This window comes from Photobacterium damselae (assembly GCF_003026815.1).
In the GTDB taxonomy this organism is placed as follows: domain Bacteria; phylum Pseudomonadota; class Gammaproteobacteria; order Enterobacterales; family Vibrionaceae; genus Photobacterium; species Photobacterium damselae.
The window spans coordinates 14,593-40,863 of sequence record NZ_PYOG01000004.1; the positions used below are offsets into that span (position 1 = coordinate 14,593).

Annotated in this window: 20 protein-coding genes and 2 pseudogenes; 5 read left to right on the forward strand and 17 right to left on the reverse strand. The window is 41.9% G+C overall.

The genetic code is table 11. The features are described from left to right. Nucleotides 1-57: 57 nt before the first annotated feature. Complete coding sequence (locus tag CTN07_RS05590; RefSeq protein ID WP_005297807.1) at nt 58-1,224, reverse strand: hypothetical protein; 1,167 nt, start codon at nt 1,222-1,224, stop codon at nt 58-60. A 150-nt stretch (nt 1,225-1,374) separates the two neighbouring features. On the opposite strand from CTN07_RS05590, the gene CTN07_RS05595 reads away from it, so the two are divergent. Then, on the forward strand, nt 1,375-2,601 hold the full coding sequence (locus tag CTN07_RS05595) for a ParB N-terminal domain-containing protein (RefSeq protein ID WP_005297805.1): 1,227 nt from the start codon (nt 1,375-1,377) through the stop codon (nt 2,599-2,601). 53 nt (nt 2,602-2,654) lie between these two features. On the opposite strand, the gene CTN07_RS05600 is transcribed toward CTN07_RS05595, so the two are convergent. From CTN07_RS05600 to CTN07_RS05615, 4 genes and pseudogenes are all read right to left on the reverse strand, one after another. Then, nucleotides 2,655-5,879: a type I restriction endonuclease subunit R gene (locus tag CTN07_RS05600; RefSeq protein WP_005297803.1), complete on the reverse strand. Its 3,225-nt coding sequence runs from the start codon at nt 5,877-5,879 to the stop codon at nt 2,655-2,657. Then, entirely contained in the window at nt 5,876-7,075 is a 1,200-nt protein-coding gene (locus tag CTN07_RS05605) for an SIR2 family protein (protein ID WP_005297794.1), read from the reverse strand. The genes CTN07_RS05600 and CTN07_RS05605 overlap by 4 nt, the downstream gene beginning before the upstream one ends. Next, the gene (locus tag CTN07_RS05610) at nt 7,076-8,341 is read right to left on the reverse strand and encodes a restriction endonuclease subunit S (RefSeq protein WP_005297792.1); all 1,266 of its coding nucleotides are present in this window, start codon (nt 8,339-8,341) and stop codon (nt 7,076-7,078) included. Continuing rightward, nucleotides 8,331-10,033 (reverse strand): annotated as a pseudogene (locus CTN07_RS05615) (type I restriction-modification system subunit M). The gene CTN07_RS05610 and the pseudogene CTN07_RS05615 overlap by 11 nt, the downstream one beginning before the upstream one ends. Nucleotides 10,034-10,142: 109 nt before the next feature. Here CTN07_RS05615 and CTN07_RS05620 point away from each other — a divergent pair. From CTN07_RS05620 to CTN07_RS05630, 3 genes are read left to right on the forward strand one after another with little or no spacing between them, the layout of a single operon-like run. Continuing rightward, nucleotides 10,143-10,739: a tyrosine-type recombinase/integrase gene (locus tag CTN07_RS05620; RefSeq protein WP_005297790.1), complete on the forward strand. Its 597-nt coding sequence runs from the start codon at nt 10,143-10,145 to the stop codon at nt 10,737-10,739. Next, entirely contained in the window at nt 10,729-11,472 is a 744-nt protein-coding gene (locus CTN07_RS05625) for a DUF2971 domain-containing protein (protein WP_005297788.1), read from the forward strand. Before CTN07_RS05620 ends, CTN07_RS05625 begins: the two co-directional genes overlap by 11 nt. Before the next feature lie 14 nt (nt 11,473-11,486). Then, nucleotides 11,487-11,714 carry a hypothetical protein gene (locus CTN07_RS05630; protein WP_036763259.1) on the forward strand — a complete coding sequence of 76 codons (228 nt, stop codon included), beginning with the start codon at nt 11,487-11,489 and terminating at the stop codon, nt 11,712-11,714. A 619-nt stretch (nt 11,715-12,333) separates the two neighbouring features. On the opposite strand, the gene recA is transcribed toward CTN07_RS05630, so the two are convergent. The 3 genes and pseudogenes from recA to pncC all read right to left on the reverse strand — a co-directional run bounded on the left by recA (nt 12,334) and on the right by pncC (nt 14,716). Then, on the reverse strand, nt 12,334-13,383 hold the full coding sequence (recA, locus tag CTN07_RS05635; protein WP_036763257.1) for a recombinase RecA: 1,050 nt from the start codon (nt 13,381-13,383) through the stop codon (nt 12,334-12,336). 212 nt (nt 13,384-13,595) lie between these two features. Further along, nucleotides 13,596-14,090 (reverse strand): annotated as a pseudogene (locus CTN07_RS05640) (ImuA'/RecA-like NTPase); the annotation flags it as partial. 137 nt (nt 14,091-14,227) lie between these two features. Further along, the gene (gene pncC / locus CTN07_RS05645; RefSeq protein WP_036763256.1) at nt 14,228-14,716 is read right to left on the reverse strand and encodes a nicotinamide-nucleotide amidase; all 489 of its coding nucleotides are present in this window, start codon (nt 14,714-14,716) and stop codon (nt 14,228-14,230) included. A 245-nt stretch (nt 14,717-14,961) separates the two neighbouring features. Here pncC and mutS point away from each other — a divergent pair, with 245 nt between their 5' ends. Further along, a complete protein-coding gene (gene mutS / locus CTN07_RS05650; protein WP_418005612.1) occupies nt 14,962-17,532 on the forward strand; it encodes a DNA mismatch repair protein MutS in 2,571 nt (856 codons plus the stop codon). Between the two features lie 149 nt (nt 17,533-17,681). On the opposite strand, the gene rpoS is transcribed toward mutS, so the two are convergent. From rpoS to pyrG, 9 genes are all read right to left on the reverse strand, one after another. Next, nucleotides 17,682-18,683, reverse strand: coding sequence for an RNA polymerase sigma factor RpoS (gene rpoS, locus CTN07_RS05655; protein ID WP_005297774.1), 1,002 nt, complete (start codon nt 18,681-18,683; stop codon nt 17,682-17,684). A gap of 53 nt (nt 18,684-18,736) precedes the next feature. After that, nucleotides 18,737-19,573 (reverse strand): peptidoglycan DD-metalloendopeptidase family protein, encoded by an 837-nt coding sequence (locus CTN07_RS05660; RefSeq protein ID WP_005297772.1) that lies wholly within the window; start codon nt 19,571-19,573, stop codon nt 18,737-18,739. A 3-nt stretch (nt 19,574-19,576) separates the two neighbouring features. After that, on the reverse strand, nt 19,577-20,206 hold the full coding sequence (locus CTN07_RS05665; protein WP_005297770.1) for a protein-L-isoaspartate(D-aspartate) O-methyltransferase: 630 nt from the start codon (nt 20,204-20,206) through the stop codon (nt 19,577-19,579). A gap of 116 nt (nt 20,207-20,322) precedes the next feature. Then, nucleotides 20,323-21,378 (reverse strand): tRNA pseudouridine(13) synthase TruD, encoded by a 1,056-nt coding sequence (gene truD / locus CTN07_RS05670; RefSeq protein WP_005297768.1) that lies wholly within the window; start codon nt 21,376-21,378, stop codon nt 20,323-20,325. A 3-nt stretch (nt 21,379-21,381) separates the two neighbouring features. Next, on the reverse strand, nt 21,382-21,855 hold the full coding sequence (gene ispF / locus CTN07_RS05675; RefSeq protein WP_005297766.1) for a 2-C-methyl-D-erythritol 2,4-cyclodiphosphate synthase: 474 nt from the start codon (nt 21,853-21,855) through the stop codon (nt 21,382-21,384). After that, nucleotides 21,855-22,562, reverse strand: coding sequence for a 2-C-methyl-D-erythritol 4-phosphate cytidylyltransferase (gene ispD / locus CTN07_RS05680; protein WP_036763253.1), 708 nt, complete (start codon nt 22,560-22,562; stop codon nt 21,855-21,857). Before ispD ends, ispF begins: the two co-directional genes overlap by 1 nt. A gap of 42 nt (nt 22,563-22,604) precedes the next feature. Beyond that, the gene (gene ftsB, locus CTN07_RS05685) at nt 22,605-22,892 is read right to left on the reverse strand and encodes a cell division protein FtsB (protein ID WP_036763251.1); all 288 of its coding nucleotides are present in this window, start codon (nt 22,890-22,892) and stop codon (nt 22,605-22,607) included. Nucleotides 22,893-23,195: 303 nt separating this feature from the next. Then, nucleotides 23,196-24,497 carry a phosphopyruvate hydratase gene (gene eno, locus CTN07_RS05690; RefSeq protein WP_005297759.1) on the reverse strand — a complete coding sequence of 434 codons (1,302 nt, stop codon included), beginning with the start codon at nt 24,495-24,497 and terminating at the stop codon, nt 23,196-23,198. 83 nt (nt 24,498-24,580) lie between these two features. Continuing rightward, nucleotides 24,581-26,221, reverse strand: coding sequence for a CTP synthase (gene pyrG / locus CTN07_RS05695; protein WP_005297758.1), 1,641 nt, complete (start codon nt 26,219-26,221; stop codon nt 24,581-24,583). Between the last annotated feature and the right edge of the window lie 50 nt (nt 26,222-26,271).

Below are 26,271 nucleotides of genomic sequence, written 5' to 3' on the forward strand. Positions count from 1 at the left end.
GTATCCTACGCCATTAAACAACTCACACATTCTCATTCGAAATGGATGAACCAAAATTCACTTACTTACAACTCTATAAAAATAGTCTGCCAATCCATTTCTAAACTCACGAGTTGAATTGGCGGCGTTTTTATACAGACGACCATTTGAATCTAGAGCCATTACTTCACAGTCACCCCAATGACTAGCTTTTTTACAATAATCAAGCTGCCCCAAAATTAACCCTGCATGGCTAACTTCTTGAACGCTGGCACCATCAGAAATTAGTCGGTGTATGACTAAAGCCAGTGCTTGCCATATTTGCGCCGATAAACGAAAACCAGCACGCTCAACCTTACCACCTTGCTCTAAGGGAGTAAGCCACGAACTCAAGAATGCTTTTATGTAGTCAAAGTTGCCATTAGAAAGACATTCTGAGACTGTCTTACCAGACGAAGTCGTCACTTCATCTGACATCTTGCAAATCTCTTGAACATGCGCACCAGCGACAGCTCCCACTAAGAACTTAAACAAGATGTACTCTGTCGTTAGATAGCTTTCTGACATTTTTACATGTTTGGACTTGTCGGATACCCCCCCAAAACTATCCAAACTCAACTCAACAGCGAGCTTCAATACATAAGGCCTCAAAGGAAATGCGTCGTTCGTTTGCGAGAATTGGCTGAGATGCATGCCTGAATGTTGCCGATTAAATTTAAAGAATAACTCTTTAACTTGCTCTTCATCGATGCCGCTTTCATCATCAAAAATAACCGTCAATACAACACTTTGAACGGATAATATCTGACGAAATGCACTTTTTTTCTTTATTTCCGAAGCACTTAATCTAGATGAAAAAAGAGGCGTTTTGATACCTAGAGATTTTAGTACCGCAGTCAAAATCAAAATCTCTCCCACGATGAAGCTAGAATCTCGATCGTAGGAGACCTTTGCTGCACCATCAGTCAAAGAGAGAGTCGGTTTTCCATCTAGCACTACGGTGAGTGAAATTGGTGTACCAATCATCTTTTGGGACAGTTCTTTTTCCAAATCCGCTTGAATATCACTCACTCTTTTCAGGTTGGTTTTATTTTTTGCGGCATCAAAAAACACCTCTAACTGAGGAGGTATACGATTAATATAAAAATAATTTTCAAGCTCTATTGCTGGCAAGTAAGTTACTAAACTTTTTACTGTTTTATCTGAACTAGAAATCAAGCAGCCCGTTAAATTTAACTCAGACAACCTTTGTCTCACATCTTTTAAGAATTCTAAAGACAGTTTAACGAAAACAAATAACTTGATCAGACATTATGTCTGATCAATTATAGTAATAAAAAACTTCCTCTCGAATCAATAATTCGACCACTAACACAGATCGCTTGGGTAATACAGATGAACGATAACAGTGAACACAATCAATTAGATGAAATTGGAGACAATTCCCTAGCAAACTCTATTAGTAGTAGTTTGGTAAACAAATACGAAAACAAAGAAAACTCTAGCTATTTAGCAAGCTCTAAGGTGATTGTAGATAAGTTTAGTGAAATCCTTACATCTCAAAGGGTTTATGATATTTTCAAATCTAAATCTAAGTATTACGCTGGAATCAAATCGGTTAGAACCAGTCTTAAACACATTGAAATTTTCATTTCACCTCAATTAGCAAGGGATATGTTGCAATTTTCTCAACGTGGTGCGGTGAATAAAAATAACAAGAATAGGAAACTAAACAGAACTAAAGTAAACAAATATGCTGAGGCAATGAAAGCAGGAAAGTGGTGCTTAACTGGCGAGCCAATAATCATATCTGATGATGGGGAAATTCTAAACGGACATCACCGCTTACAAGCCTGCCTAGAAGCTGGTGTCGGATTTATATCAACCGTTACATATGGTGTAACTGATGATTTATCTTTTGCTCATATAGATGTTGGCAACACGCGCTCTAGAGCGCAGGTTTTAGAGATGTCAGGGGTAAAAGTCAGCGCCCCAATCTTATCTCGCGTAGCAATGTTGGCAAAAGCCTTTGATATGACAAAGAATAAGTTCAATTTTAGAGGAACTCAAGGCACCTCTTTTCAACCTGCTGAAATTCTCAGCTATGTTGAAGAACACGAGGAGCTAGCGCTCTCAGTAGATTTTGCGTCAACCATTGTTAAGCGACACAAACTAGAAAGCCAAATATCAGAGCCAATATACGCATTTGCGCATTATTTGATAACACAAAACTTAAAAGAGCTTGAGTTTGATTGCTTACCAATTACACCCGAGGTTTACCTCACAAGGGTGATATCTGGTTTAGGGTTAAATTCAGAAGAAGATATTGAGTATCAAGTTCGTAATTATTTGCAATCATTGGTACGTGAATCAACATCCTATGCACTGTTGTGTAAGCTCTCTGCAATTTTTAAAGGTTGGAATCTTCACCTAAACATCCCCGTCACTGGCAATAAAGTCAGTGTGAAGCGAGTCGCTCAATTTAAAAGGGATGCTGATGGCAACAAGCTGCCACTACCATCAGCAGGTAATATCAACGAAGCATTCACGGTGCCTTGTTTAGCCAAAGGTACAATACCTAAGCGCATCCATAAACAAAGCAATATTCAAATCAAAAAATAGTGAATTAAGTAATAATAAAGGCAAGGTATCAACCTTGCCTTTGTACTAAAACCTTACTTATACCAACCGTCAGCCAGAACTTCGGCTTGTTCAAGAACAAGTTTAATGGCTTCATCAGCTTTGTCTGGCGGATACTTCCAGCGACGTAACAAACGGCGAACAAGGTTACGCATTCGGGCACGAACGCTCTCTCGTTTTTGCCAATCTACTGTTGCAGATTTACGTAGCTGAAGTGTTAGTTCAATGGCTAATTGTCGAAGATTGTTATCACCAAGCTCACGTACCGATGCTTCATTCAGTACCAATGCTCGATAGAAAGCGATTTCATCAGGTGAAAGATTTAAACCTGCTGCCATTTCGGCATCAGCAGCCATCTCTTTTGCCCATTTGATCAGCTCTTCAATAACCTGAGCGGTTTCAATGCTACGGTTATGGTACTTTTGCAGTGTCGTCATAATGCGATCAGAGTATTTCTTCTCCTGAACCACATCATTCTTCATACGAGCTTTAACCTCATCACGCAAAAGCTTTTCAAGCAGCTCTACTGCGAGGTTTTTCTCTTTTAAGTTCTTTACATCTTCTAAGAACTCATCAGACAGTAATCCGATATTCGGTTTGTCTAAACCCACCATAGAAAAGATGTCATCCACACCTTCAGCAATAATGGCATTATCTAAAATTTGCTTTAATACACTGTTACGTTGTTCATCACTGCGTTTTTTATCCACCGTAGAGTGTTTAACAAACGCCGTTTTAATCGCAGAGTAAAAGGCAATCTCGTTCTTATAGCCTTGAGTTTCATCCATGGTGTTACACAGTGAGTAGGCTTTCGTCATCGCCGCCATCACATCAAGGAATCGTCGTTTACCATCGCGTTCTTCTTTTCCATTACTATTGGTATAAGATAAACCTGATAAATGGTTTACCGCTCCCGGTAGTAAGCGCAGAGCATTAGTTTCAAACTCAGGTCGGTAGTTAAACACTGCACCATCAACAGGTGTGGCAAACATCCCACGAACAATATCTATCTTCTCCATCAATACAGAGAAAGCTTCAGCAGTATCAACTGTTGGCTGCCCTTTACCTTGGCTATTTGTGTAAGTTTTCAGGGCGTTTTTCAACTCGCTTGCGATACCAATATAATCGACAACTAAGCCACCGGGTTTATCCTTAAATACACGGTTAACACGGGCAATAGCCTGCATTAAGTTATGTCCCTTCATTGGCTTGTCGATATACATAGTATGACAGCAAGGCGCATCAAAGCCTGTTAGCCACATATCACGTACAATGACTAACTTCAGTTCATCATTAGTGTCTTTATAGCGCTTTTCGAACAGTTTCTTTGTTTTCTTATCGTAAATATGAGGCTGCATTTTTTCTTTATCAGAAGCAGATCCAGTCATCACAATCTTAATAGCTCCCTGATTCGGATCATCACTATGCCACTCAGGTTTGATCGCAATAATTGCATTATATAAATCGACACATATTTCACGACTCATTGCGACAATCATCGCTTTACCGGGGAACGTTTCAGTACGAGTGGTAAAGTGAGTCACTAAATCTTGAGCCACTTGTTTTAGACGAGGCTCAGCACCAACGAGCTTTTCTAATGTTGCCCATTGTGACTTAATTTTTTCACGTGTTTCTGTTTCATCTTCCTCACTGATCTCATCATCAATTTGATCATTAAGACTTTCAATTTCAGCTTGGTTGATATCCAGTTTTGCTAAGCGTGATTCGTAATAGATTGGAACCGTGGCACCATCATCGACAGCATCTTGAATATCGTAGACAGAGACATATTCACCAAATACACCACGAGTATCTTTGTCATCCATCGCAATAGGCGTACCAGTAAAGCCAATGAAAGACGCATTTGGCAACGCATCACGCATGTATTTCGAATACCCAAATACATACTTAGATCCAATGATATTTCCATCAGCATCTTTTACTGAGACTAACTTGGATTTATTACCATATTGACTACGGTGCGCCTCATCTGAAACCACCACAATATTGGCACGTTCAGATAAAACAGGATGCTCAATTTCATTTTCCAGTAACGCAAACTTCTGGATAGTGGTGAAAATGATACCGCCAGATTGACGGTTTAATAACAGCTCTCGAAGTTCATCACGATCATTAGCTTGCTGCGGAATTTGTTTTAGTGTCTCGTTCGCCATACCAAAGGTATTATAAAGCTGACCATCTAAATCATTTCGGTCGGTGACCACAACAATCGTTGGATTATTCATTGCGGGTTGTTGCAATAGCTTACTGGCATAACAAACCATCGAGATACTTTTGCCACTGCCTTGTGTATGCCAAACTACACCAGCTTTACCGCTGCCTTGTTTAATCTTTTTTAGTGCAGGGATAGCGCTCTCTAGGAAGTTGCCCGACGTGTTAGCAGCGCGAACCGTCGCTTCGACAGCAGCTCTCACTGCGTGGAACTGATGATAGCCAGCAATTTTCTTGATGATTTTATCGTTGTCGGTTTCAAATAGCACAAAGTAACGAATGTAATCTAGCAGTAGATCTTGCTTGAAAAAACCACGAACCATCGTCTCTAATTGAAATTCCAATAACGGTCTATCCTCCTCGGTGCTGACGGTTTTCCAAGGCAAGAATCGCTCTTTATTCGCCGTTAATGAGCCAACGCGAGCTGTCCAACCATCACTGACAATCAATGCTTCATTGAAAACAAACAGATCTGAAATTTCATCTTTGTAGGTTTGAAGCTGATTAAATGCATCCCAAATATCAGCATGTTCATCGGCTGGGTTTTTCAACTCAATAACAGAGATTGGTAGACCGTTAATAAACACAACAATATCAGGGCGGCGATTGCCTTTTTTACCTGTAATGGTGAATTGATTAACCACCAAAAATTCATTGTTATCAGGTTCGTTAAAATCCATTAATCGAGCGTGAGTATGCTTGGTTTTGGTTTCACCATCCTCAAACACACTGTATTCAACAGGCACACCTTCAATAAGGTACTTATGGAAAGCTCGATTGCTTTTAATCAGTACAGGCGTGTCTGGCGTACTGACAGTATTTACAATCACACTGAGGCAATCAGACGGTAAATCTGGATTGAGGATTTCTAAGCGAGCAAGTAAGCGTTGCTTTAATATGACTTGATGGTAATCCTCACGCTCTGGTGTATCACCATCAGAGGCGATGTCGTAACCATTTTTATAGAGGTAGCCTTGGTTGATGAACCAATTAATACACTGTTGCTCAAGTTGCTCTTCTGTAATCATCTAGTATTCCCCAAACTAAATTTTTTATTGGCCACATCAATTGCAAGCAGCAACAAATCTACAAGCATAGAATGGTTATTATCCTCGACCTCATACCAGATTGGTTTGATATTCATACTTAATAATCGCCCCATTTTTTCTGCTTTACTTGCTGAGTCACTATCCGCCAGAAGAGCATAATGCCAAGGTATTTCAAAGTGGCCTTGATCCATCACAGATTTAAACAATTCTAACGTTCGATCTTGTTCCAATGAGCATCCAATAAATATCAAAGAATAACTGATATATATTTGTCGAAGAGATCTGGGTAATTGTTTCGTAAAATCAATATCTGTATCACCGTATGCGTCTTTGTATTGTGACTCAGTAAACACATAAGACTGCGCCTGATCTGCATCACCATGTAGCTTCATTAGACATTGTTCACCTTTAAGTAGCTGACTAACAAAACCATTTTGTTCTTGTTTACCATACATATAGCCACTTAGAGGCTTCCCGCTTACTAATTCAAACTTTTTCTCAATAAGACGATCAAAATTAGTGGTTACTACACACGATTTCGTTAGTAGAGGCAATAGGTCAATTACTGGTGGGAAAACAGGTCTGTCATCTTCTTGAGCGGCTTTAAGGCGAAATTCCGTTTGAACGAAATTTTTAAACAAATGCTCATTGTGTAAATAAAGTGTTTCTGCTACCGCAAGGTAACGATAATTATCTAAATCATCTTTTATTTGCGCAGGAATATCCCCGCCCATTTGTCTAGCAAGGCGTTCCAAAGCTTTTCCCCATGATGGGTAGCCTGCTGGCAACGATACGCCAGCTCCAATAAAAGGGGCGATTCGTTGACGTTTGATTGCATCGACAAAGTCCAGAAATATTGGAAGCTGTTCAGATTTCTTCAAAAAATCCAATGCACCATTATGCTTTTCTTCAAGTTTAACGCCATTCCATTTGGCAAGTTCATCAAAATAGGTATCACGCTCAACCCAGTAAAGAATATCACTGACATCGAACTGGAACTTAGTATCTGAATCAGACAAGCTCGTAATATTAATTTTTGGGCCTTCAGTTGATATAGCAACTGAAGCACTTAAATTCAACTCTTCGTTAAACTCAGCATTTTCTTGAAGCTTTGTATCTAAATATTGCTCAACTTTCTCAATAATATGACGGCTATCATGCAACGGCTTATTCATCTATTGATTCCCCTGAGGAGCTAAGTCGATTTCGCCCGAAAGCAATTTAGGGAGTAGCGTATCTCTTAGCAATGAAAGGGATTCGTTTTCACCAGTATTTTGAGCCATCATCGAGCACAAGTTACCGACTATTGTCTCAAATTTCCCAATGATGCTTTGGGGTGGAACAACCACTTTGAAGTTCTTTAGCGTAGGTCCACTCCAACTAGGGAATGTAGATCCAGTTGTAAGGTTTAAGAGATTATTTAGATGACTTTTGAACAAGTAGTTAGCAAAAGCAGGCGAGTCATCTGAACGGATAGAACACACACCACGCCCCAGACAATATTCGCCATCACTAACTACATAGCGACCAGTGGTTGAGCCGCGAACACATACAATGAGATCCTTGTTCTTTGACAACTTAGTTGGGGCCGTTGTCCATTTTTGAGCAACAGGATGATAAACACCAAACTCAACAGGACCATTAACTAGAGGCGTTCCCTCACCTTGATCATTGTATGTAGTCCCTTTAGGTGACTGACCCATTATGACATCTACAATGGATGATAAAGAGCCTACTTCCCACCCTTCAGGTATCAAACCTAATTCAGACTCAACGAGCTTTTCTGGGAATAGCAAGGCAGTGTCAGCATCCATACCCACGGGTTGCTCACCATTCATCTTGGCTTTTACTGGATCGAAATCAACAAACCATGACTTAAAGATGGCTTGTGCCATTTGTTCAAGTGTTTGGTTAAGTTGATTGTTTGACTCGATTTTCAAACAAAAATCGAAATATGCATCGCCAACTTTTTTTTGGTACTCCAAATCTTCTGGAAGTTCAAAATACAAATTACCGAAGTCACCTTTTTTAAAGTGTGGTATTAAGGAGCCAACATGCATATTTAATATTTTTTGCTGTGATGCTTGAGAGCGAAGTAGAGCAAAAAGATACTTTGGATAAACCTTTGTTGTATCCGCTCTTATCGCAACCATATCTTGAGCGATACAAAAATTAACAGGATCGGGAACCCAATTAACACGCCCCGGAGAACCTTTGCAAACAAATATCATATCCCCGGGTTGAGGGTGTCCTCTAAACCAATTAGTGTATGTCTCATCTGAAACGTACCTTACTTTCTCATATACCGGATATAGACTGTGCTCTTTGATACAGTTTGTGGCTATCAATGGTAACCCCGCATCTCCTACCGGACACGTTTTACCTCTATTATCAACTATATTGGAAAGCAATTCTTTGAAAGAATAGGACTTAAATTTCATAGCCTAACTCCATTAAGTTAGCCTTGATTTTTGTTTCTAGGTTTGCCGATTCTACAAACTGCTCACCCAACTTAGCGGTTAGCGTTGCCATTTTCTCACCAAATGGAATACCGTCATCCAGCTCTTCAGTTGCGCCAACGTAACGCCCCGGAGTAAGCACAAAATCATGCTTAGTGATTTCTTCTATCGTTGCTGATTTGCAAAAGCCCGCTTGATCTTCATAAGCGATGCCATTGACTTCTGCGCCTGTTTTCCATGCATGGTAAAGATCAGCCACTTTCTCGATATCATCACGAGTAAAGTCACGTAGAACACGGTCTTTCATGTAGCCAAGGTTGCGTGCATCAATAAACAGCACTTCACCTTTGCGATCACGCAGCTTGCGGCCTGCTTTATCAGTACGAGCTGTTTTGTTTTTAGTTAGGAACCAAATACACGCTGGGATCTGGGTGTTGGTAACAGTTGCCCCGGAAGTGCAACCATACATTCAATCAAATCATTCTCGATTAATGCCTGACGAATAGTACCTTCAGTGTTAGTGGTTGAACTCATAGAACCGTTAGCTAATAAAAGCGCTTGAGAGCCATCAGCAGATAGGTGATGAAGCATATGCTGCACCCACGCAAAGTTGGCGTTACCTGCTGGCGGTTGACCATATTTGAAACGTGGATCGTTATCATCAACACCCGTATTCCACTCTTTCATGTTGAATGGTGGGTTTGCCATGATAAAGTCAGCTCGTAGATCAGGATGCTGAACGTTAGTGTAGGTACTGGCTGGCTCTTTACCAAAGTCGTAATCCAAACCACGGATCGCCATGTTCATCGCCGCTAGCTGCCATGTGGTGTGGTTGTATTCCTGACCGTAGATAGAGATCTTCTGCTTCTGCGTTAGCGGGTCAATTTCTTTTTGATTCGCTCTGCGCTCAATGAACTTGTCTGATTGAACAAAGAAACCACCAGAACCCATTGCAGGGTCATACACTCGACCTTCAAAAGGTTCAATCATCTCAACGATTAGCGATACAATGGATGCGGGCGTATAGAACTGACCACCTTTTTTACCCTCAGCCAATGCAAACTGACCAAGCATATATTCGTATACGTGACCTAAGATGTCTTTACTATTCAGTGATGCGTGATCAAACGGAATGGTAGCAATCAAGTTGATTAGCTCGTTCAATTTTGCCTGATCTATTTTTAATGCAGCATAAGACTTATTAAGCACACCTTTCAGTTTCGGGTTATCACGCTCAATACCTTCTAATGCATTATCAATTAAGTGACCAACAGAAGTGATTTTCTTCACTTTACCATCAATCTCAAGATCAGCACCACCAATCACACGAGGGCCGTTGTCTTGCAAGAACTGCCAGCGAGATTCGGTAGGTAGCCAGAATACGTTCTTCTCGGTGTAGAAGTCACGTTGCTCAAGCTCAATGGCAATCTCTTCCGCTAACTCTTCTTCTGAGAAGTCAGTAGGGTCTAAGTAGTATTCGTGCTCTGGGTTTGCAAGATCGGCTTTGATTTCTTCCTGACGCAATTTGAAGGCATCAGAAACGTATTTAACGAAGATTAAGCCAAGTACCGCGTGCTTGTATTGCGCAGCATCTAACGTTGAGCGTAGTTTGTCTGCTGCATTCCACAGCTTACCTTCAAGCTCTTTTAAGAATTGTTGTTCTGCTTGTTTCATGTCGAGTTATCTTGAACTAGAAAAATTGCGCATATTCTACCAGTTATTCAGTCATTTTCACTGATATCTGCCTTACTTAATAGTGAATTTATGACATAAGGAGCACATTATGAGTGCTTGGAATAAAGGTAAAAGAGTTGGGCAAAAGAAAGCGTTTAAATTGGAGGATATTTGGCGCATCCGAATTCGCTTAGAGCTTGAAGAACGCTTGTTTGAGTTAGCGTTATTTAACTTGGCGATCGACAGTAAATTAAGATCTTGTGATTTACGAAACTTAAAAGTTCAAGACGTTAGTCGTAGTGGTTGCGTGATGTCACGAACCATTGTTAAACAACAGAAAACTCAGCAAGAAGTTCATTTTGAAATCACACCAAAAACTCAACAAACGCTGTCACAATGGATCATTCAAAATGCATTGGCACCAACAGACTTCCTTTTCCCCAGTCCTCGCCGTGAAGGACAGCCGATTTCGTACCATTACTACTCCACACTGGTGAATCGTTGGGTGACCGATATTGGGTTAGATAAAACCCAATATGGCACACATTCTCTACGCCGAACAAAAGCTTCTTTGATCTACGCCAAAACCAAGAACTTACGCGCTATTCAGTTACTTCTTGGTCATGCTAAGCTTGAAAGCACGATTGAATACCTTGGTGTCGAGATTGAAGATGCACTAAGGATTTCAGAGAGTTGTGAGACGTGAGGGTTCCAATTTGTATTTATATAAATTTCAAAGAGTTGACAAATACTCAGTAGCAAACCTGCTGAATACATGCCTTTATTTTGCGAAACCTGCAAACTTGAACGACCCTACAGAGTCGCTCTTTGAATTAGAGCTCCCAAATCGGGACGATAAATACTGTCCCGACTTAGAACATTTCAAAAACATCGCAGCTCTATCTATGGCTGTCGATATGGGACGTCCATACGAGCTATCCGACTCCTTGTTCCATTGGTCTTATTATGCAGATGGGCTGAGAGGCTTCTGTATGGTTTTTGATAAGCAGAGACTTGTTGAAGAATTCAACGATGAGACTTTAGTCCATGATTATATAGGCTATCAGCCTATTTCGAACATTCTCATCGGCGATAACCTAATTACTGAAGAATCGGGACTAGAGGAAGTTCCGGGAAAAAACTTCAAACATGACAACTTTGGAAGACTAGTCACCTCAGCATATATGAACAAACCTGACAGCTATGCAAATGAAAAGGAATATCGATTCATTAAAACTGGGGATGGCGAACTAAAGTACAATCACTTAAATACTCTTCGAGAAGTGATTATTGGCTCTAAGATGTCCGACCATGACCGAAAGCTATTAGAAAGTATCATCAAGTTGACTGGTCAAGATTCAAAAATCAAGTACGCCAATATACGAAAGAATCGTTATCGAATCTTCATTGAGAATGATTTGGTTTTAGAGTCAATTTAGGAGTTTTGCCGGAGATGAGTCAAAACACCACTCTCAAAATGATTGAATTTGCAGATAAAATGCTGAATTCTGATGTAAGCGAACACGTATACCAATACATTGAAAGTCATTTAGTTGAAGGTGGCATCACGATTGAGCAGGGCGTCAATATTGCACGGATGGCATGCATTCTAGGTGTTAGCCATAGCGACGATTTCGATGAGCATTACAAATACTTGTTTGATATAGCTACAAGTGATTAAAGATCCACTATCTCGCTTTTGTCCCAAAGCGAGATATGGTGTAAACAATGAATTTCAACTAACAGAGATAATGGCTAATTAAACCAAATAACGGTTTAGAAAAACAAAAAATATTTAATATCAATTACCTACACTAGAACCAGTAAAAATTCACTACAATTCACTACGATTTGATGAAAAGAATAACTAATCCGAGATTAAAGTGTTCTTGTCCAGATTCGATGTTTAGTGCCACTAGTAGCGATGATCATCAACCCCATACGCATGCAATCTTAAATAGTGACAACTTTTACAGATATAAGCCTTTGATACAAAATAATTAGTTTAAATTATTAAACGATTTAATAATTCAGTCTGGCTCATACACTATCTGATAACTATGGAGACAAGGTGTAAAACTTAACCTTACTATTGGCACCAAAGTCGCTATTGTTCCAAAGTAGTGCAGAGCACTAATTTTATACCTTATGTAGATGCAACTTTGTATGAAGATAATCTACTCAATACTTTTGATATTCAGTAATTATAGACACCTCAAGCTGACAAGCTTGCCTACTTCGCTGCGCAAATAAAAAAACCAATCCGAAGATTGGTTCTTTTATAGTAAAGTCAAAGTAATTTAGAATGCTTCGTCTTCTTCAATACCAGTACTTTTTGCATCAACTTGCTCTTCCTCTGTAACCGGAGTCAGTAACAAATCACGTAATTTCTTTTCAATTTCAGCGGCAACTGCTGGATTTTCTACAAGGTATTTACAAGAGTTTGCCTTACCTTGACCAATTTTATCACCTTGGTAACTGTACCAAGCACCTGCTTTTTCAACTAGCTTATGCTTAACACCTAAATCAATTAGTTCACCGTTACGGTTAAATCCTTGACCGTATAAGATTTGCGTATCTGCTTGTTTAAATGGTGCAGCAATTTTGTTCTTAACAACTTTAATGCGAGTTTCGTTGCCGACAACTTCGTCACCTTCTTTGATTGAGCCAGTACGACGGATATCAAGGCGGACAGAAGCATAAAATTTTAGCGCATTACCACCAGTAGTGGTTTCTGGGTTACCAAACATCACACCGATCTTCATACGGATCTGGTTGATGAAGATACACATACAGTTACTAGCCTTCAAATTACCAGTCATTTTACGCATGCTTTGACTCAGAAGGCGAGCCTGAAGACCCATGTGTGAATCGCCCATTTCACCTTCAATCTCTGCTTTAGGAGTCAACGCTGCAACTGAATCGACAACAATAACATCGACAGCACCTGAACGAGCTAAAGCATCACAGATCTCCAATGCTTGTTCACCAGTGTCAGGTTGAGAGACAAGTAACTGATCAATATCAACACCTAGCTTTTGAGCATAAATAGGATCAAGAGCATGTTCAGCATCAATAAACGCACAAGTTTTTCCTTCTTTCTGCGCAGATGCAATAACTTCAAGAGTTAGCGTAGTTTTACCTGATGATTCGGGGCCAAAGATTTCAACGATACGACCCATTGGTAGGCCGCCTGCGCCTAAGGCAATATCTAAAGAAAGAGAACCAGTCGAAATTGTTTCAACATCCATCGCACGGTTATCACCCAACTTCATAATTGAGCCTTTACCGAACTGTTTCTCGATTTGACCTAGCGCGGCTGCTAGAGCTTTTTGCTTATTTTCATCCATCTTCGGGTACCTTTAAATCTGCTGTATAACTCTGCAATACATATTCATTTTAGTTATCATTAACAACGCTAAAGTGAATATACATTCAATTTCTGTATCAGAGTAAAATTAAAGTTTTTTAATTTTTGGCTAAACAAGAGTTTAATAATATTTCTTAGAGTCTTAATCTTGTCACCTTACACCTACGCGGCTATTGGCATTCCGATAAAATGCAGACCCATGTGTGAATCACCCATTTCGCCTTCAATTTCCGCTTTTGGTGTTAATGCCGCAACGGAGTCGACAACGATAAGGTCAACAGCACCAGAGCGTGCTAATGCATCACAAATCTCTAACGCTTGCTCACCAGTATCTGGCTGAGAAACCAAAAGTTGGTCAATATCTACGCCTAATTTCTTAGCATAAATAGGATCCAGTGCGTGCTCAGCATCAATAAAGGCACAAGTTTTACCTTGGCGCTGAGCTGATGCGATGGTTTCTAATGTTAATGTTGTTTTACCTGATGATTCAGGACCAAAAATCTCAACGATACGGCCCATAGGTAAACCACCAGCACCCAATGCGATATCAAGAGCTAACGAACCAGTTGATACGGTTTCGATATCCATAGTACGGTTATCGCCAAGCTTCATGATAGAGCCTTTACCGAACTGCTTCTCAATTTGGCCTAACGCAGCGGCAAGAGCCTTTTGTTTATTCTCGTCCATTCGACTCTCCATCGGATGCTAATGTGTGAAAATCTGAATTTATTTAACTGGGTTTAGTATACTGTTTATTCATACAGTGTCTAGCACTGAATAAAATTTTTTTTGAAACAGGTATCAGTTCTGACGTAACTTTTGTTTTAAAGTTCAGCCAAGTGGTGAAGCATGCCTAAAATTGCTTGTGTGATAGCCTGATAACGTACTTGACTACGGTTACCGCTAAACTGACAAACCATCGTCTTACGCCAGCCCTGCTTATCAACCCATGCAAACCAAACTGTACCAACTGGCTTTTCTTCTGTTCCACCCGTTGGTCCTGCAATACCACTAATCGCGACACTAATATCGGCCAACGAGTTTGTAAGCGCCCCTTCAGCCATTTGCTCTACAACAGGTTCACTGACTGCTCCATGGTTTGCTAATGTCTCAGCTTGCACTCCCAGCATCTGCATTTTTGCTTCATTACTGTAGGTGATAAATGCTCGATCAAACCATTGGGAGCTTCCCGCTATATCTGTGATAGCTGTTGCAACTCCACCACCGGTGCAAGATTCTGCCGTTGTGGCAACCCACTGCTGTTTTGCTAGCGCTTCTCCCAGTTGATTTGCTAGTGCTTGAATGTGTTCCATAGCTGATTCCTCACGGCTATAGTGGATAACTGATCCAATATTTTCTTCTCTCTAGTTATGGGGGTTTTGCGCACAATAAACAAGTTTCGCAAATAAAATTGTGGCCGCCACTTTGCCCAATGACCCGATTCACGTATCCTAAGCAACCAGAATTTTATACCTCAGAAACAACTTGGTTGCTGAGTCATTCATTAGCGAAAGCAGGCGTAATCGTGACAGTACAAGGCTTAGAAAAACATACACCAATGATGCAACAGTATCTAAAAATCAAGGCGGAAAATCCTGATGTACTGTTGTTCTATCGCATGGGCGACTTTTACGAACTTTTTTATGATGATGCAAAACAAGCGTCGAAATTGCTGGATATCTCACTCACTAAACGTGGTGCATCCAATGGTCAGCCAATTCCTATGGCAGGGGTACCACATCATGCTGCTGAAGGCTATTTAGCCAAGTTAGTACAGCAAGGTGTTTCTGTTGCGATCTGTGAGCAAATTGGGGATCCAGCAACCAGCAAAGGCCCCGTTGAGCGTCAAGTTGTTCGCATTGTTACGCCTGGTACTGTGAGTGATGAAGCCTTACTTAATGAGCGCCGCGATAATCTCATTGCTGCCATTTTTGCGTACAATGATGGTTTCGGTTATGCCACATTAGACATTACCTCTGGTCGCTTTATGTTGACCGAACCGAATACAGAAGAGGAAATGCAGGCAGAACTGCAACGGACAATGCCTGCAGAACTGCTTTATCCTGAAGACTTTACTTACCTTCATTTAATTGAAAGTTTTAAAGGTAAACGACGTCGCCCAGTATGGGAATTCGAACTTAGTACAGCACGCCAACAATTAACCATGCAGTTCGGCACTCGCGATCTGGTTGGTTTTGGTGTTGAACACGCTGAACGCGGCCTGTGTGCTGCGGGCTGTTTACTGCAATATGTAAAAGATACACAGCGTACTGCGTTACCTCATATTCGAGCGATTACATTAGATACTAAAGATCATGCCGTTATCTTAGATGCAGCAACACGTCGCAACTTAGAGCTGACCCAAAACCTTGCTGGCGGCTTTGATAACACACTGGCTTCTGTTTTAGACCAAACAGCTACACCCATGGGTAGTCGCTTATTAAAACGTTGGTTACATCAGCCTATTCGTGATCCTAAACAGCTTAATGGTCGATACAACGCTATCGGTGCGTTTAAAGACAGCGGCCTATTTAGTGAGCTAGCTGGCGTATTACGTCATATGGGGGACTTAGAGCGTATTCTTGCCCGTCTAGCACTGCGCTCAGCTCGACCTCGCGATTTGGCTCGTATGCGTATCGCGCTACAAAATCTGCCAGAGCTTGCAGATCTTTTAGCGGAAGTTTCTGACCCTCGTATTGGCGAGTTAGCCGCTCTTGCCGCTCCTATGGATGAGGTATGCCAACTTCTTGAACATGCTATTATCGAGAATCCGCCAGTTATTATTCGTGACGGTGGTGTACTAGCTCCTGGATATAATGCTGAATTGGATGAGTGGCGCGACCTTGCCGATGGCGCAACAAAATACTTAGAAGAGCTAGAAGCCCGCGAACGTGAGCGCCATGATATCGATAGCCTAAAAGTTGGATTTAACCAAGTACATGGCTTCTATATTCAGGTAAGCCGAGGCCAAAGCCATCTGGTACCGAGTCACTATATCCGTCGTCAGACCCTAAAAAATGCTGAACGCTATATTATCCCAGAGCTAAAAGAGCATGAAGATAAAGTGCTTAACTCCAAATCAAAAGCGCTAGCTCTTGAGAAGAAACTGTGGGATGAACTGTTTGATCTGCTGATGCCAAACCTTGAGCAGTTGCAGAATATGGCTAACTCGCTATCGGAATTAGACGTACTTGCCAACCTTGCCGAACGTGCCGATACACTTAACTATTGCCGCCCTCAGTTAATGGATGAAACCGGAATCGAGATTGAAGCTGGTCGTCACCCTGTTGTAGAACAAGTACTGAGTGAACCGTTTATTGCTAACCCAATTTCGCTCAATCATGATCGCCGTATGTTGATCATTACAGGTCCGAATATGGGTGGTAAATCAACCTATATGCGCCAAACCGCACTTATCGCTCTACTGGCACACGTGGGATCGTTTGTACCCGCAGACAGCCTTAAGATTGGACCGCTAGATCGTATCTTTACCCGTATTGGAGCATCTGATGATTTAGCTTCCGGTCGTTCAACTTTTATGGTCGAAATGACGGAGACGGCAAACATTCTTCATAATGCGACTCAACACAGTTTAGTCTTAATGGATGAAATTGGCCGAGGCACCAGTACTTATGATGGTCTATCTTTAGCTTGGGCAAGTGCCGAGTGGTTAGCGGATAAAATCGCGGCTATGACGCTGTTTGCTACGCATTATTTTGAGCTTACAGAACTGCCAACCTTAATGAGTGGACTTGCTAATGTTCATTTAGATGCGGTTGAACATGGGGATGAAATCGCCTTTATGCATGCAGTACAAGAAGGGGCGGCAAGTAAGTCCTATGGTTTAGCCGTTGCCTCATTAGCTGGCGTACCAAAATCTGTTATCAAGCGTGCGAAAATTAAATTACAGCAGCTAGAAGCATCGGGGCATCAGCAAGCAAGCGATGTACCGAACCCAACAACTACTGATGCCCCAACATCAGCAAAAGCGGTTCGTCAGGAACATCAACTGAGTCTGATCCCTGAATCAAGTGAAGTAGAAGAAGCGGTGGCTCGTCTCAACCCTGATAACATGACACCACGAGAAGCATTAGATGAGCTTTATCGCCTTAAAGCTCTGCTAAACTAAGTTCTCGTAACTTTTCATGAAAAATAAAAAAGACGCTTATATTATGCGTCTTTTTTACTACCTGATTATTATCGACTTTATGGCTTGTTCTAATGTCTCAAGCAATGAACTCACTGAACACGGAGTGAAATAAGAAGTGACTTAAAAAGTTAGTTTTCATCCGGATCAAATAAAGATTCTATGCTCAAACCTTCATGGGTTAACATATCTCGCAAGCGACGTAAGCCCTCAACCTGAATCTGCCTCACTCGCTCTCGCGTCAGTCCTATCTCACGCCCAACATCTTCTAGTGTAGATGCCTCGTAGCCTAACAAGCCAAAACGTCTTGCTAACACCTCTCGTTGTTTTGGGTTTAACTCATCTAACCAATCAACAATAGAGGACTTAATATCATCCGTTTGTGTCGAAACCTCAGGAGTACCACCTTTTTCATCAGGAATAATATCAAGCAGTGCTTTGTCGGCATCTCCACTTATCGGGTTATCAACAGAGCTGACTCGCTCATTAAGACGCAACATACGATTGACGTCATCAACCGGTTTTTCCAATTGAATCGCAATATCTTCAGCGGTTGGTTCATGATCGAGCTTTTGTGCTAACTCACGGGCAGTACGTAAATAAACGTTAAGTTCTTTTACAACGTGGATGGGTAAACGAATGGTGCGGGTTTGGTTCATGATGGCGCGTTCAATGGTCTGTCGAATCCACCATGTCGCGTAAGTAGAAAATCGGAAACCTCGTTCGGGGTCAAACTTCTCAACCGCTCGAATAAGACCGAGATTTCCTTCTTCGACCAGATCGAGCAGAGCCAGTCCTCGATTGCTGTAACGGCGAGAAATTTTCACCACTAAACGTAAGTTACTTTCAATCATACGTTTACGGGCAACATCATCACCGCGCAGCGCTCGCCTTGCATACAGCACTTCCTCTTCGGCCGTAAGTAAGGGAGAAAACCCAATTTCACCTAAATAAAGTTGGGTCGCATCGAGAACTTTTTGAGCCTGATTGTTACTACCAGAGCTCAATTCTTCTGCTGAGTCATCATCTGCCGTTGCGGTATTTTTAGCATTTACCGCATCGCCAGTATCTAACTCTATCTCGTCATCGAAATCGAATGAATCAAGGTTTGTGACTGTACTGCTTTTACTCATAGCGCCTCCCAGATGGCGAGTTAGCAAGACATTACAACTGTTTCATGTCGTCTCTATTGTCGAGGTAAATAGCGTAGTGGATCGACTGATTTACCTTTATAACGAATTTCAAAATGCAATTTAACGCTATCGGCACCCGTATCCCCCATCAGAGCGATCTTCTGGCCAGCGGTTACTTGCTGTTGTTCCTTCACCAATAACTTATCATTATGAGCATAAGCACTTAGGTAATCGTCATTATGCTTAATAATGACCAAGTTGCCGTAACCACGTAAAGCATTACCGGCATAAACGACTTTACCAGCAGCGGTTGCATTAACTGCTTCACCACGACTACCTGCAATATCGATACCTTTATTGGTAGAAGAGAAGCGTGAGATCACTTTTCCTTTTGCAGGCCATAACCAACCAGTGACGGCTGGCGCAACCGGTTTTGGTACTGGTTTTGTTACAGGTTTGTTATCAGTTGCTTTTTGAGAGTACTCTTTTGCTTGATTCTGATCAACTTTTTTATTGTTCGTTTTTTGCTCTGCCGGTTTCGTTTGTGTCACAGGCTTGGTTACAGTCGTACTTGTTGAGCGAGAAGCCGTACTGTAACTGTTTGAACCACGAACATTTAATCGCTGGCCAGGATAGATAGTATAAGGTGGAGTCAAATTGTTATAAGCAATAAGATCTTTCACATCTTGACCAGCAATATAGGAAATAAAATAAAGTGTATCCCCTTTTTGCACCACATAATCACTACCGTGAAAACTGCCGCGAGCAAGTTGCGAATAATCTTTAGTTAAACTGGTGACAGGTGCGGGTGTATGACTACTACAACCAAAGATCACACTGCTTAGTGCAATCAGACCAACGGGCTTTACTATCTTTTGAATGACACTCATTACTTATGCTAACTCCCCTGCAATTAACGGCACAAATCGAACGGCCTCAATAGAATGATGAACAAAGCGATCACCAATACGGACAATTTTCTTTAATACCTGTGAGTCTTCACCAACAGGTAATACTAAACGTCCTCCATCAGCTAATTGAGCAAGCAAATCTGATGGAACACATTCAGGCGCAGCAGTCACAATAATGGCATCAAAAGGACCACGATTAGCCCATCCTTGCCATCCATCACCGTGCTTAGTTGAGACATTATGCAGATCTAAACTCTTTAAACGTCGTTTGGCTTGCCACTGCAGCACTTTAATGCGCTCAACAGAACAAACGTGATCAACCAAATGCGCTAACACGGCAGTTTGATATCCACTTCCTGTGCCTATTTCCAATACACTAGAGCTAGGCTCTAACTCTAACAAAGACGTCATTCTCGCCACCATATACGGCTGCGAGATTGTTTGACCATGTCCAATTGGTAACGCATTATTTTCATAGGCTTGATAAGAAAATGCTTCATCCACAAACCGCTCTCTGGGAACAGCAGCAATGGCATGAAGAACACGTTCGTTATCAATCCCTTTGTTTCTTAGAAATGCCACCAAGCTATGTCGCTCACTTAAATAGCGCATCTTGATGTTGTCTCCACTTATTGTTATACGCATCAACTCTACAATAAAATTGATGCGTATAAGAATGCCCTATAACAGGAAGAGGTCAACATATTCACCTCTTCCTATTTCACGTATTAATCGTGAGAAAACTCACGCTCAGGTTCACGAGCATCAAGCAATTCACGAACAACAGCAGTTGCAAATGCCCCAGCTGGCAAGCTAAATGATAATGTCAGTGTATTTTCATCAAACTGCCAAGTCATTTGCTCTGGAACAAGCAGTAACTCACGGCGCTCATGGCGCATACGATTATCACGCACAAGCTTAACCAAGGCTGGCTCTTGCTCAACAATAGCCAACTCAAATGCTTGAGCATCGGCTTTAGTTGGTAATTCGTTATCACCAAGTAGTGGCGCTGAAATAGCAAGTTCACCTGATGCTACTTGCTGTTCTAACTCAGGCGTTATCTCTGTCACAACCATAGGACGGCTATCGTTAGCAGCAAGTAGACAATCGCCTAACATCAGTTGGCTAACTTTACCTTGTTCAATGCGCTGTGATAGCACCTGATTAAACATCCATGAACGTGCAGCAGACAGATAAAAACTGCGTTTGCTTTTATCACGGACACGAAATTCATCATTACCCCATGCACGAGCTTTCACTACGTTATTACCGTTATGGCCAAAACGCTGCTCACCAAAATAGTTTGGTACGCCACCTTGAGCAATTTGCTCCAAACGAGCGTTTAATTCATCACAGTTTTCTAATTCGGTAATACGCAAAGTGAAGCGGTTACCCTGTAAATCGCCTGGACGCAGTTTCTTATCATGGCGAGCGGTTGCTAACACTTCAATACCTGGGTGTTCGGCAACGAAGTCAGTCAGATCCGGATCGCTTTTGCCAGGTAGTTGTACACTGAGCCACTGTTCAGTTACCGCATGGCGATCTTTAAGACCGGCCCAGCTCACATCGCGAGATTTAACACCACACGCTTTTGCCAGTTCATTTACCACATATTTAGTGTTTTCACCGCTCTTGCGGATCAGCACCATAAAATGCTCACCGTGGCCGGCAAAGTCATAACCTAATTGTTCAACAACTTCAAAATCACTGTCTTGTGCTTTTAAAAGACCTTTAGCTTCTGGCTTACCGTAAAGATAAGCAAAAGAATCCATAATATCAGCCATCTGTTATGCCTTTTTAATTAATACAACCGCTTCGCACGCAATGCCTTCTTTACGACCTGTAAAACCTAAACGTTCTGAAGTCGTTGCTTTCACATTCACGTTACTCATCTCGGTTTCAAGATCGTCGGCAATAGCCTGACACATAGCTTCAATATGAGGAGTCATTTTAGGGGCTTGAGCAATAATGGTGACATCCACATTACCTAACACATAACCCTTTGCTTTTACTTTCTTATATACATCACGCAACAAAAAGCGACTGTCTGCCCCTTTCCATTCAGCGTCTGTATCAGGGAAATGACGGCCAATATCACCAGCCCCAATAGCACCCAGTAATGCATCACAAACAGCGTGTAAAGCGACATCACCATCGGAATGAGCAATCAAACCTTGTTCGTAAGGAATTGCTACTCCACCGATAATGACCGGACCTTCGCCACCAAACTTATGTACATCAAAGCCATGACCTATACGCATTATGGCAATTCCTTCATGAGTTGTTCTAAATAAAAACCGGCAAGAGCAAGATCTTCTGGCTGAGTCACTTTCAAGTTATCAGCTCGACCTTTTACCAGTAAAGGAGCATAGCCGCAGAACTCTAAAGCCGAAGCTTCATCGGTTATTGTCGCGCCTTGCTCTAAAGCATAGGTTAATGCCGCTTTTAACTGCGCAGCTTTAAACATTTGAGGGGTTAAGGCATGCCATAAATTATTACGATCCACTGTCGAACATATCGTTCCGTGCTCGCTATCTGAGGCCGCCCCTCTTTTCATCGTATCACGAACCGGTGCCGCTAAAATGGCCCCCGATTCACTTAATAGTGCAGCATCAATCAATTGGGAGAGATCAGAGGTTCGCACACATGGACGTGCCGCATCATGAACCAATACCCAATCATTATCATCCACTACAGCAAGGCCTGAAAAAACAGAATCTGCACGCTCTGCACCACCATCAACAACGGTGATACGAGGATCTGACGCCAACGGTAAGGTCGGGAAATAAGGATCCCCTGCACTAATGGCAATGACGATTCGACCAATACTTGGGTGGCTAAACAATCGATCTACGGTATGCTCTAAAATTGTTTTACCTGCAATTTCAAGATACTGTTTTGGTCGATCTGCTGCCATTCGGCTGCCAACACCAGCGGCGGGAACAATCGCCGTTAAAGAGAGAGTCATATTAAATACGATTATTATTTGATGTTAAATACATGACGGCGATTAAGAATCGTCATTGTCATCGCCTACAATTCGGAAAAAGGTTTCATTGGGCTTAATTAATCCCAGATCACTACGAGCTCGCTCTTCAACAGCTTCATTACCACCATGAAGATCGTTGATCTCTGCATACATCTGCTGGTTTCGTAGCTCTAATTCCGCATTCGCACGCTCTTGGATTTGAATGTTATTTTGTACTGAACGGTATTCATCCATGCCATTTTTTCCAGTCCAAAAATCATATTGAAGCCAACACAATAACCCCAGCAGTACAATTGTCAGCAAACGCATGCGTCTTCCTAATATCCGCGAAATTTAAGAATAAAAAATGGTTTTGTCTCACAAAGAACAACATGATGAACGTCGATTGATAGATAAAACCACTCTTAGTCAGGTGAGTAATAATCCCATAAACGAAGTTATGTGACCACAATTATAAGGAGTTAGTTCCTTTGATTGTCAGAGATCCCCTGCAATTAGGTTAAATATCAGCAAAATTATGTTGATAACAATAAGTAGCAAGAATAAAAAAACCGCCTCTGTTGAGGCGGTTTATTAATCACAGAGAATAAATCTCTTAAGCTAAGCTAAAAATTAAGCTTGGCCTTTAACTTCTTTAAGACCGTTGAAAGGAGCACGCTCACCTAGTGCTTCTTCGATACGGATTAGCTGGTTGTACTTAGCAACACGGTCAGAACGGCTCATAGAACCAGTCTTGATTTGGCCTGCAGCAGTACCAACAGCTAGGTCAGCGATAGTTGCATCTTCAGTTTCACCAGAACGGTGAGAGATAACTGCAGTGTAACCAGCGTCTTTAGCCATCTTGATTGCAGCTAGAGTTTCAGTTAGAGAACCGATTTGGTTGAACTTGATAAGAATAGAGTTAACGATATTCTTCTCAATACCTTCAGCTAGGATCTTAGTGTTAGTAACGAATAGATCGTCACCTACTAGTTGGATCTTGTCGCCTAGAAGTTTAGTCTGGTGTGCGAAACCATCCCAATCAGACTCGTCTAGACCGTCTTCGATAGAAACGATTGGGTACTGATCAACTAGCTCAGCTAGGAAGTGGTTGAATTCTTCAGAAGTGAATTTCTTACCTTCACCCTTAAGATCGTAGATGCCTTCTTCTTTGTTGTAGAACTCAGAAGCAGCACAGTCCATAGCTAGAGTTACGTCTTTACCTAGCTCGTAACCTGCAGCTTCAACAGCTTCTTTGATTACTGCTAGTGCTTCAGCGTTAGAAGAAAGGTTAGGAGCGAAACCACCTTCGTCACCAACAGCTGTGCTCATGCCTTTAGATTTAAGAACTTTAGCTAGGTTGTGGAATACTTCAGCACCGATACGTAGAGCTTCTTTAAGAGTCTTAGCGCCAACTGGCTGGATCATGAACTCTTGGATGTCAACGTTGTTGTCTGCGTGCTCACCACCGTTTAGGATGTTCATCATAGGTAGAGGCATAGAGAACTGACCTGCAGTACCGTTTAGCTCAGCGATGTGCTCGTATAGAGGCATGCCTTTCGCAGCAGCAGCAGCTTTTGCGTTTGCTAGAGATACAGCTAGGATTGCGTTAGCACCGAAGTTAGATTTGTTTTCAGTACCGTCAAGGTCGATCATGATCTGGTCGATTGCAGCTTGATCTTTCGCATCTTTACCTAGTAGAGCTTCAGCGATTGGGCCGTTAACAGCTGTAACAGCTTTAAGAACGCCTTTACCTAGGAAACGAGACTTGTCACCGTCGCGTAGCTCAAGAGCTTCACGAGAACCAGTTGATGCACCAGATGGCGCAGCAGCCATACCTACGAAACCGCCTTCTAGGTGAACTTCTGCTTCAACTGTTGGGTTACCACGTGAGTCAATGATTTCACGACCTAGAATTTTAACGATCTTAGACATTGTGTTTCCTCTTTGCTTTATCTTCAAATTAAAAGCTAAAAAAATAGCTGCGGCTAAGTCGCTACAGCTATTATCCGTAATCCTTACTTGTTAAGCTCACCACGCTGGTGTTGACCAGCCGCCTTCACAAAGCCCGCAAATAGAGGGTGGCCATCGCGAGGCGTTGAAGTGAACTCAGGATGGAACTGAGCAGCCACAAACCAAGGGTGGTTAGGGATCTCAATGATTTCAACCAGTTTCTTGTCTGCAGATAGACCTGAAACTTTAAGGCCTGCTTTCTCTAGCTTAGGAAGCAGACTGTTATTCACTTCGTAACGGTGACGGTGACGCTCATGGATAGAAGGCTGAGCATATAAGTCACGAGCTTTTGTGCCATCTTGTAGATGACAAAGCTGTGCACCTAGACGCATTGTACCGCCTAGATCAGACTTTTCACTACGCTCTTCAACGTTACCTTCATTATCAATCCATTCTGTGATTAGACCAACAACTGGGTGAGTTGTATCTTGACTAAACTCAGTAGAGTGCGCGTCAGTCATACCCGCTACATTACGAGCGTATTCAATTAACGCTACTTGCATACCTAGACAAATACCTAGGTAAGGAATCTTGTTTTCACGAGCGTACTTAGCCGTTAGGATCTTACCTTCTACACCGCGGTTACCAAAACCACCAGGTACAAGGATTGCATCTAGACCTTCAAGGATCTCAGTGCCTTTTGACTCAACATCTTGCGAGTCGATGTACTTAATCTTAACAGATAGGCGGTTCTTAAGACCTGCGTGCTTAAGCGCTTCGTTTACTGATTTATAAGCATCTGGTAGTTCAATGTACTTACCAACCATACCGATAGTTACTTCACCGGTTGGGTTCGCTTCTTCATAAATCACTTGTTCCCACTCAGCTAAGTTTGCTTCTGGTGCTGTAATACCAAAGCGCTGACATACAAGATCATCTAGACCTTGAGCTTTGATTAACTGAGGGATTTTGTAGATAGAATCTACGTCTTTCATTGAGATAACAGCTTTCTCTGGAACGTTACAGAATAGTGCAATCTTCGCACGCTCGTTCGCAGGGATCATACGATCTGAACGACAGATCAATACGTCAGGCTGAATACCGATAGACAGTAGTTCTTTAACAGAGTGTTGAGTTGGCTTAGTTTTCACTTCGCCCGCCGCTGCAAGGTAAGGAACTAGAGTAAGGTGCATAAACATCGCACGCTCACGGCCTAGCTCAACTGCTAGCTGACGAATAGCTTCCATAAATGGTAGAGACTCGATATCACCTACAGTACCGCCCACTTCAACGATAGCCACATCGTGACCTTTCGCACCCGCGATAACGCGAGATTTGATTTCGTTAGTGATATGAGGAATAACCTGAACTGTAGCACCTAGGTAATCACCACGACGCTCTTTGCGTAGTACGTCTGCATACACACGACCAGCAGTAAAGTTATTACGCTTAGTCATCTTAGTGCGGATGAAACGCTCGTAGTGACCTAAGTCAAGGTCGGTCTCTGCACCGTCTTCCGTAACGAATACTTCACCGTGCTGAATTGGGCTCATAGTGCCTGGATCAACGTTGATGTAAGGATCTAGTTTCATCATAGTCACGTCTAGACCACGTGCTTCTAGAATAGCCGCAAGAGATGCTGCAGCAATACCTTTACCTAGAGAGGAAACAACTCCGCCCGTAACAAAAATGTAATTCGTTGTCATGTTTAACCTGGAAGATTGGTGTAGAGGAATTAAAAAGTATCTGGACGGGA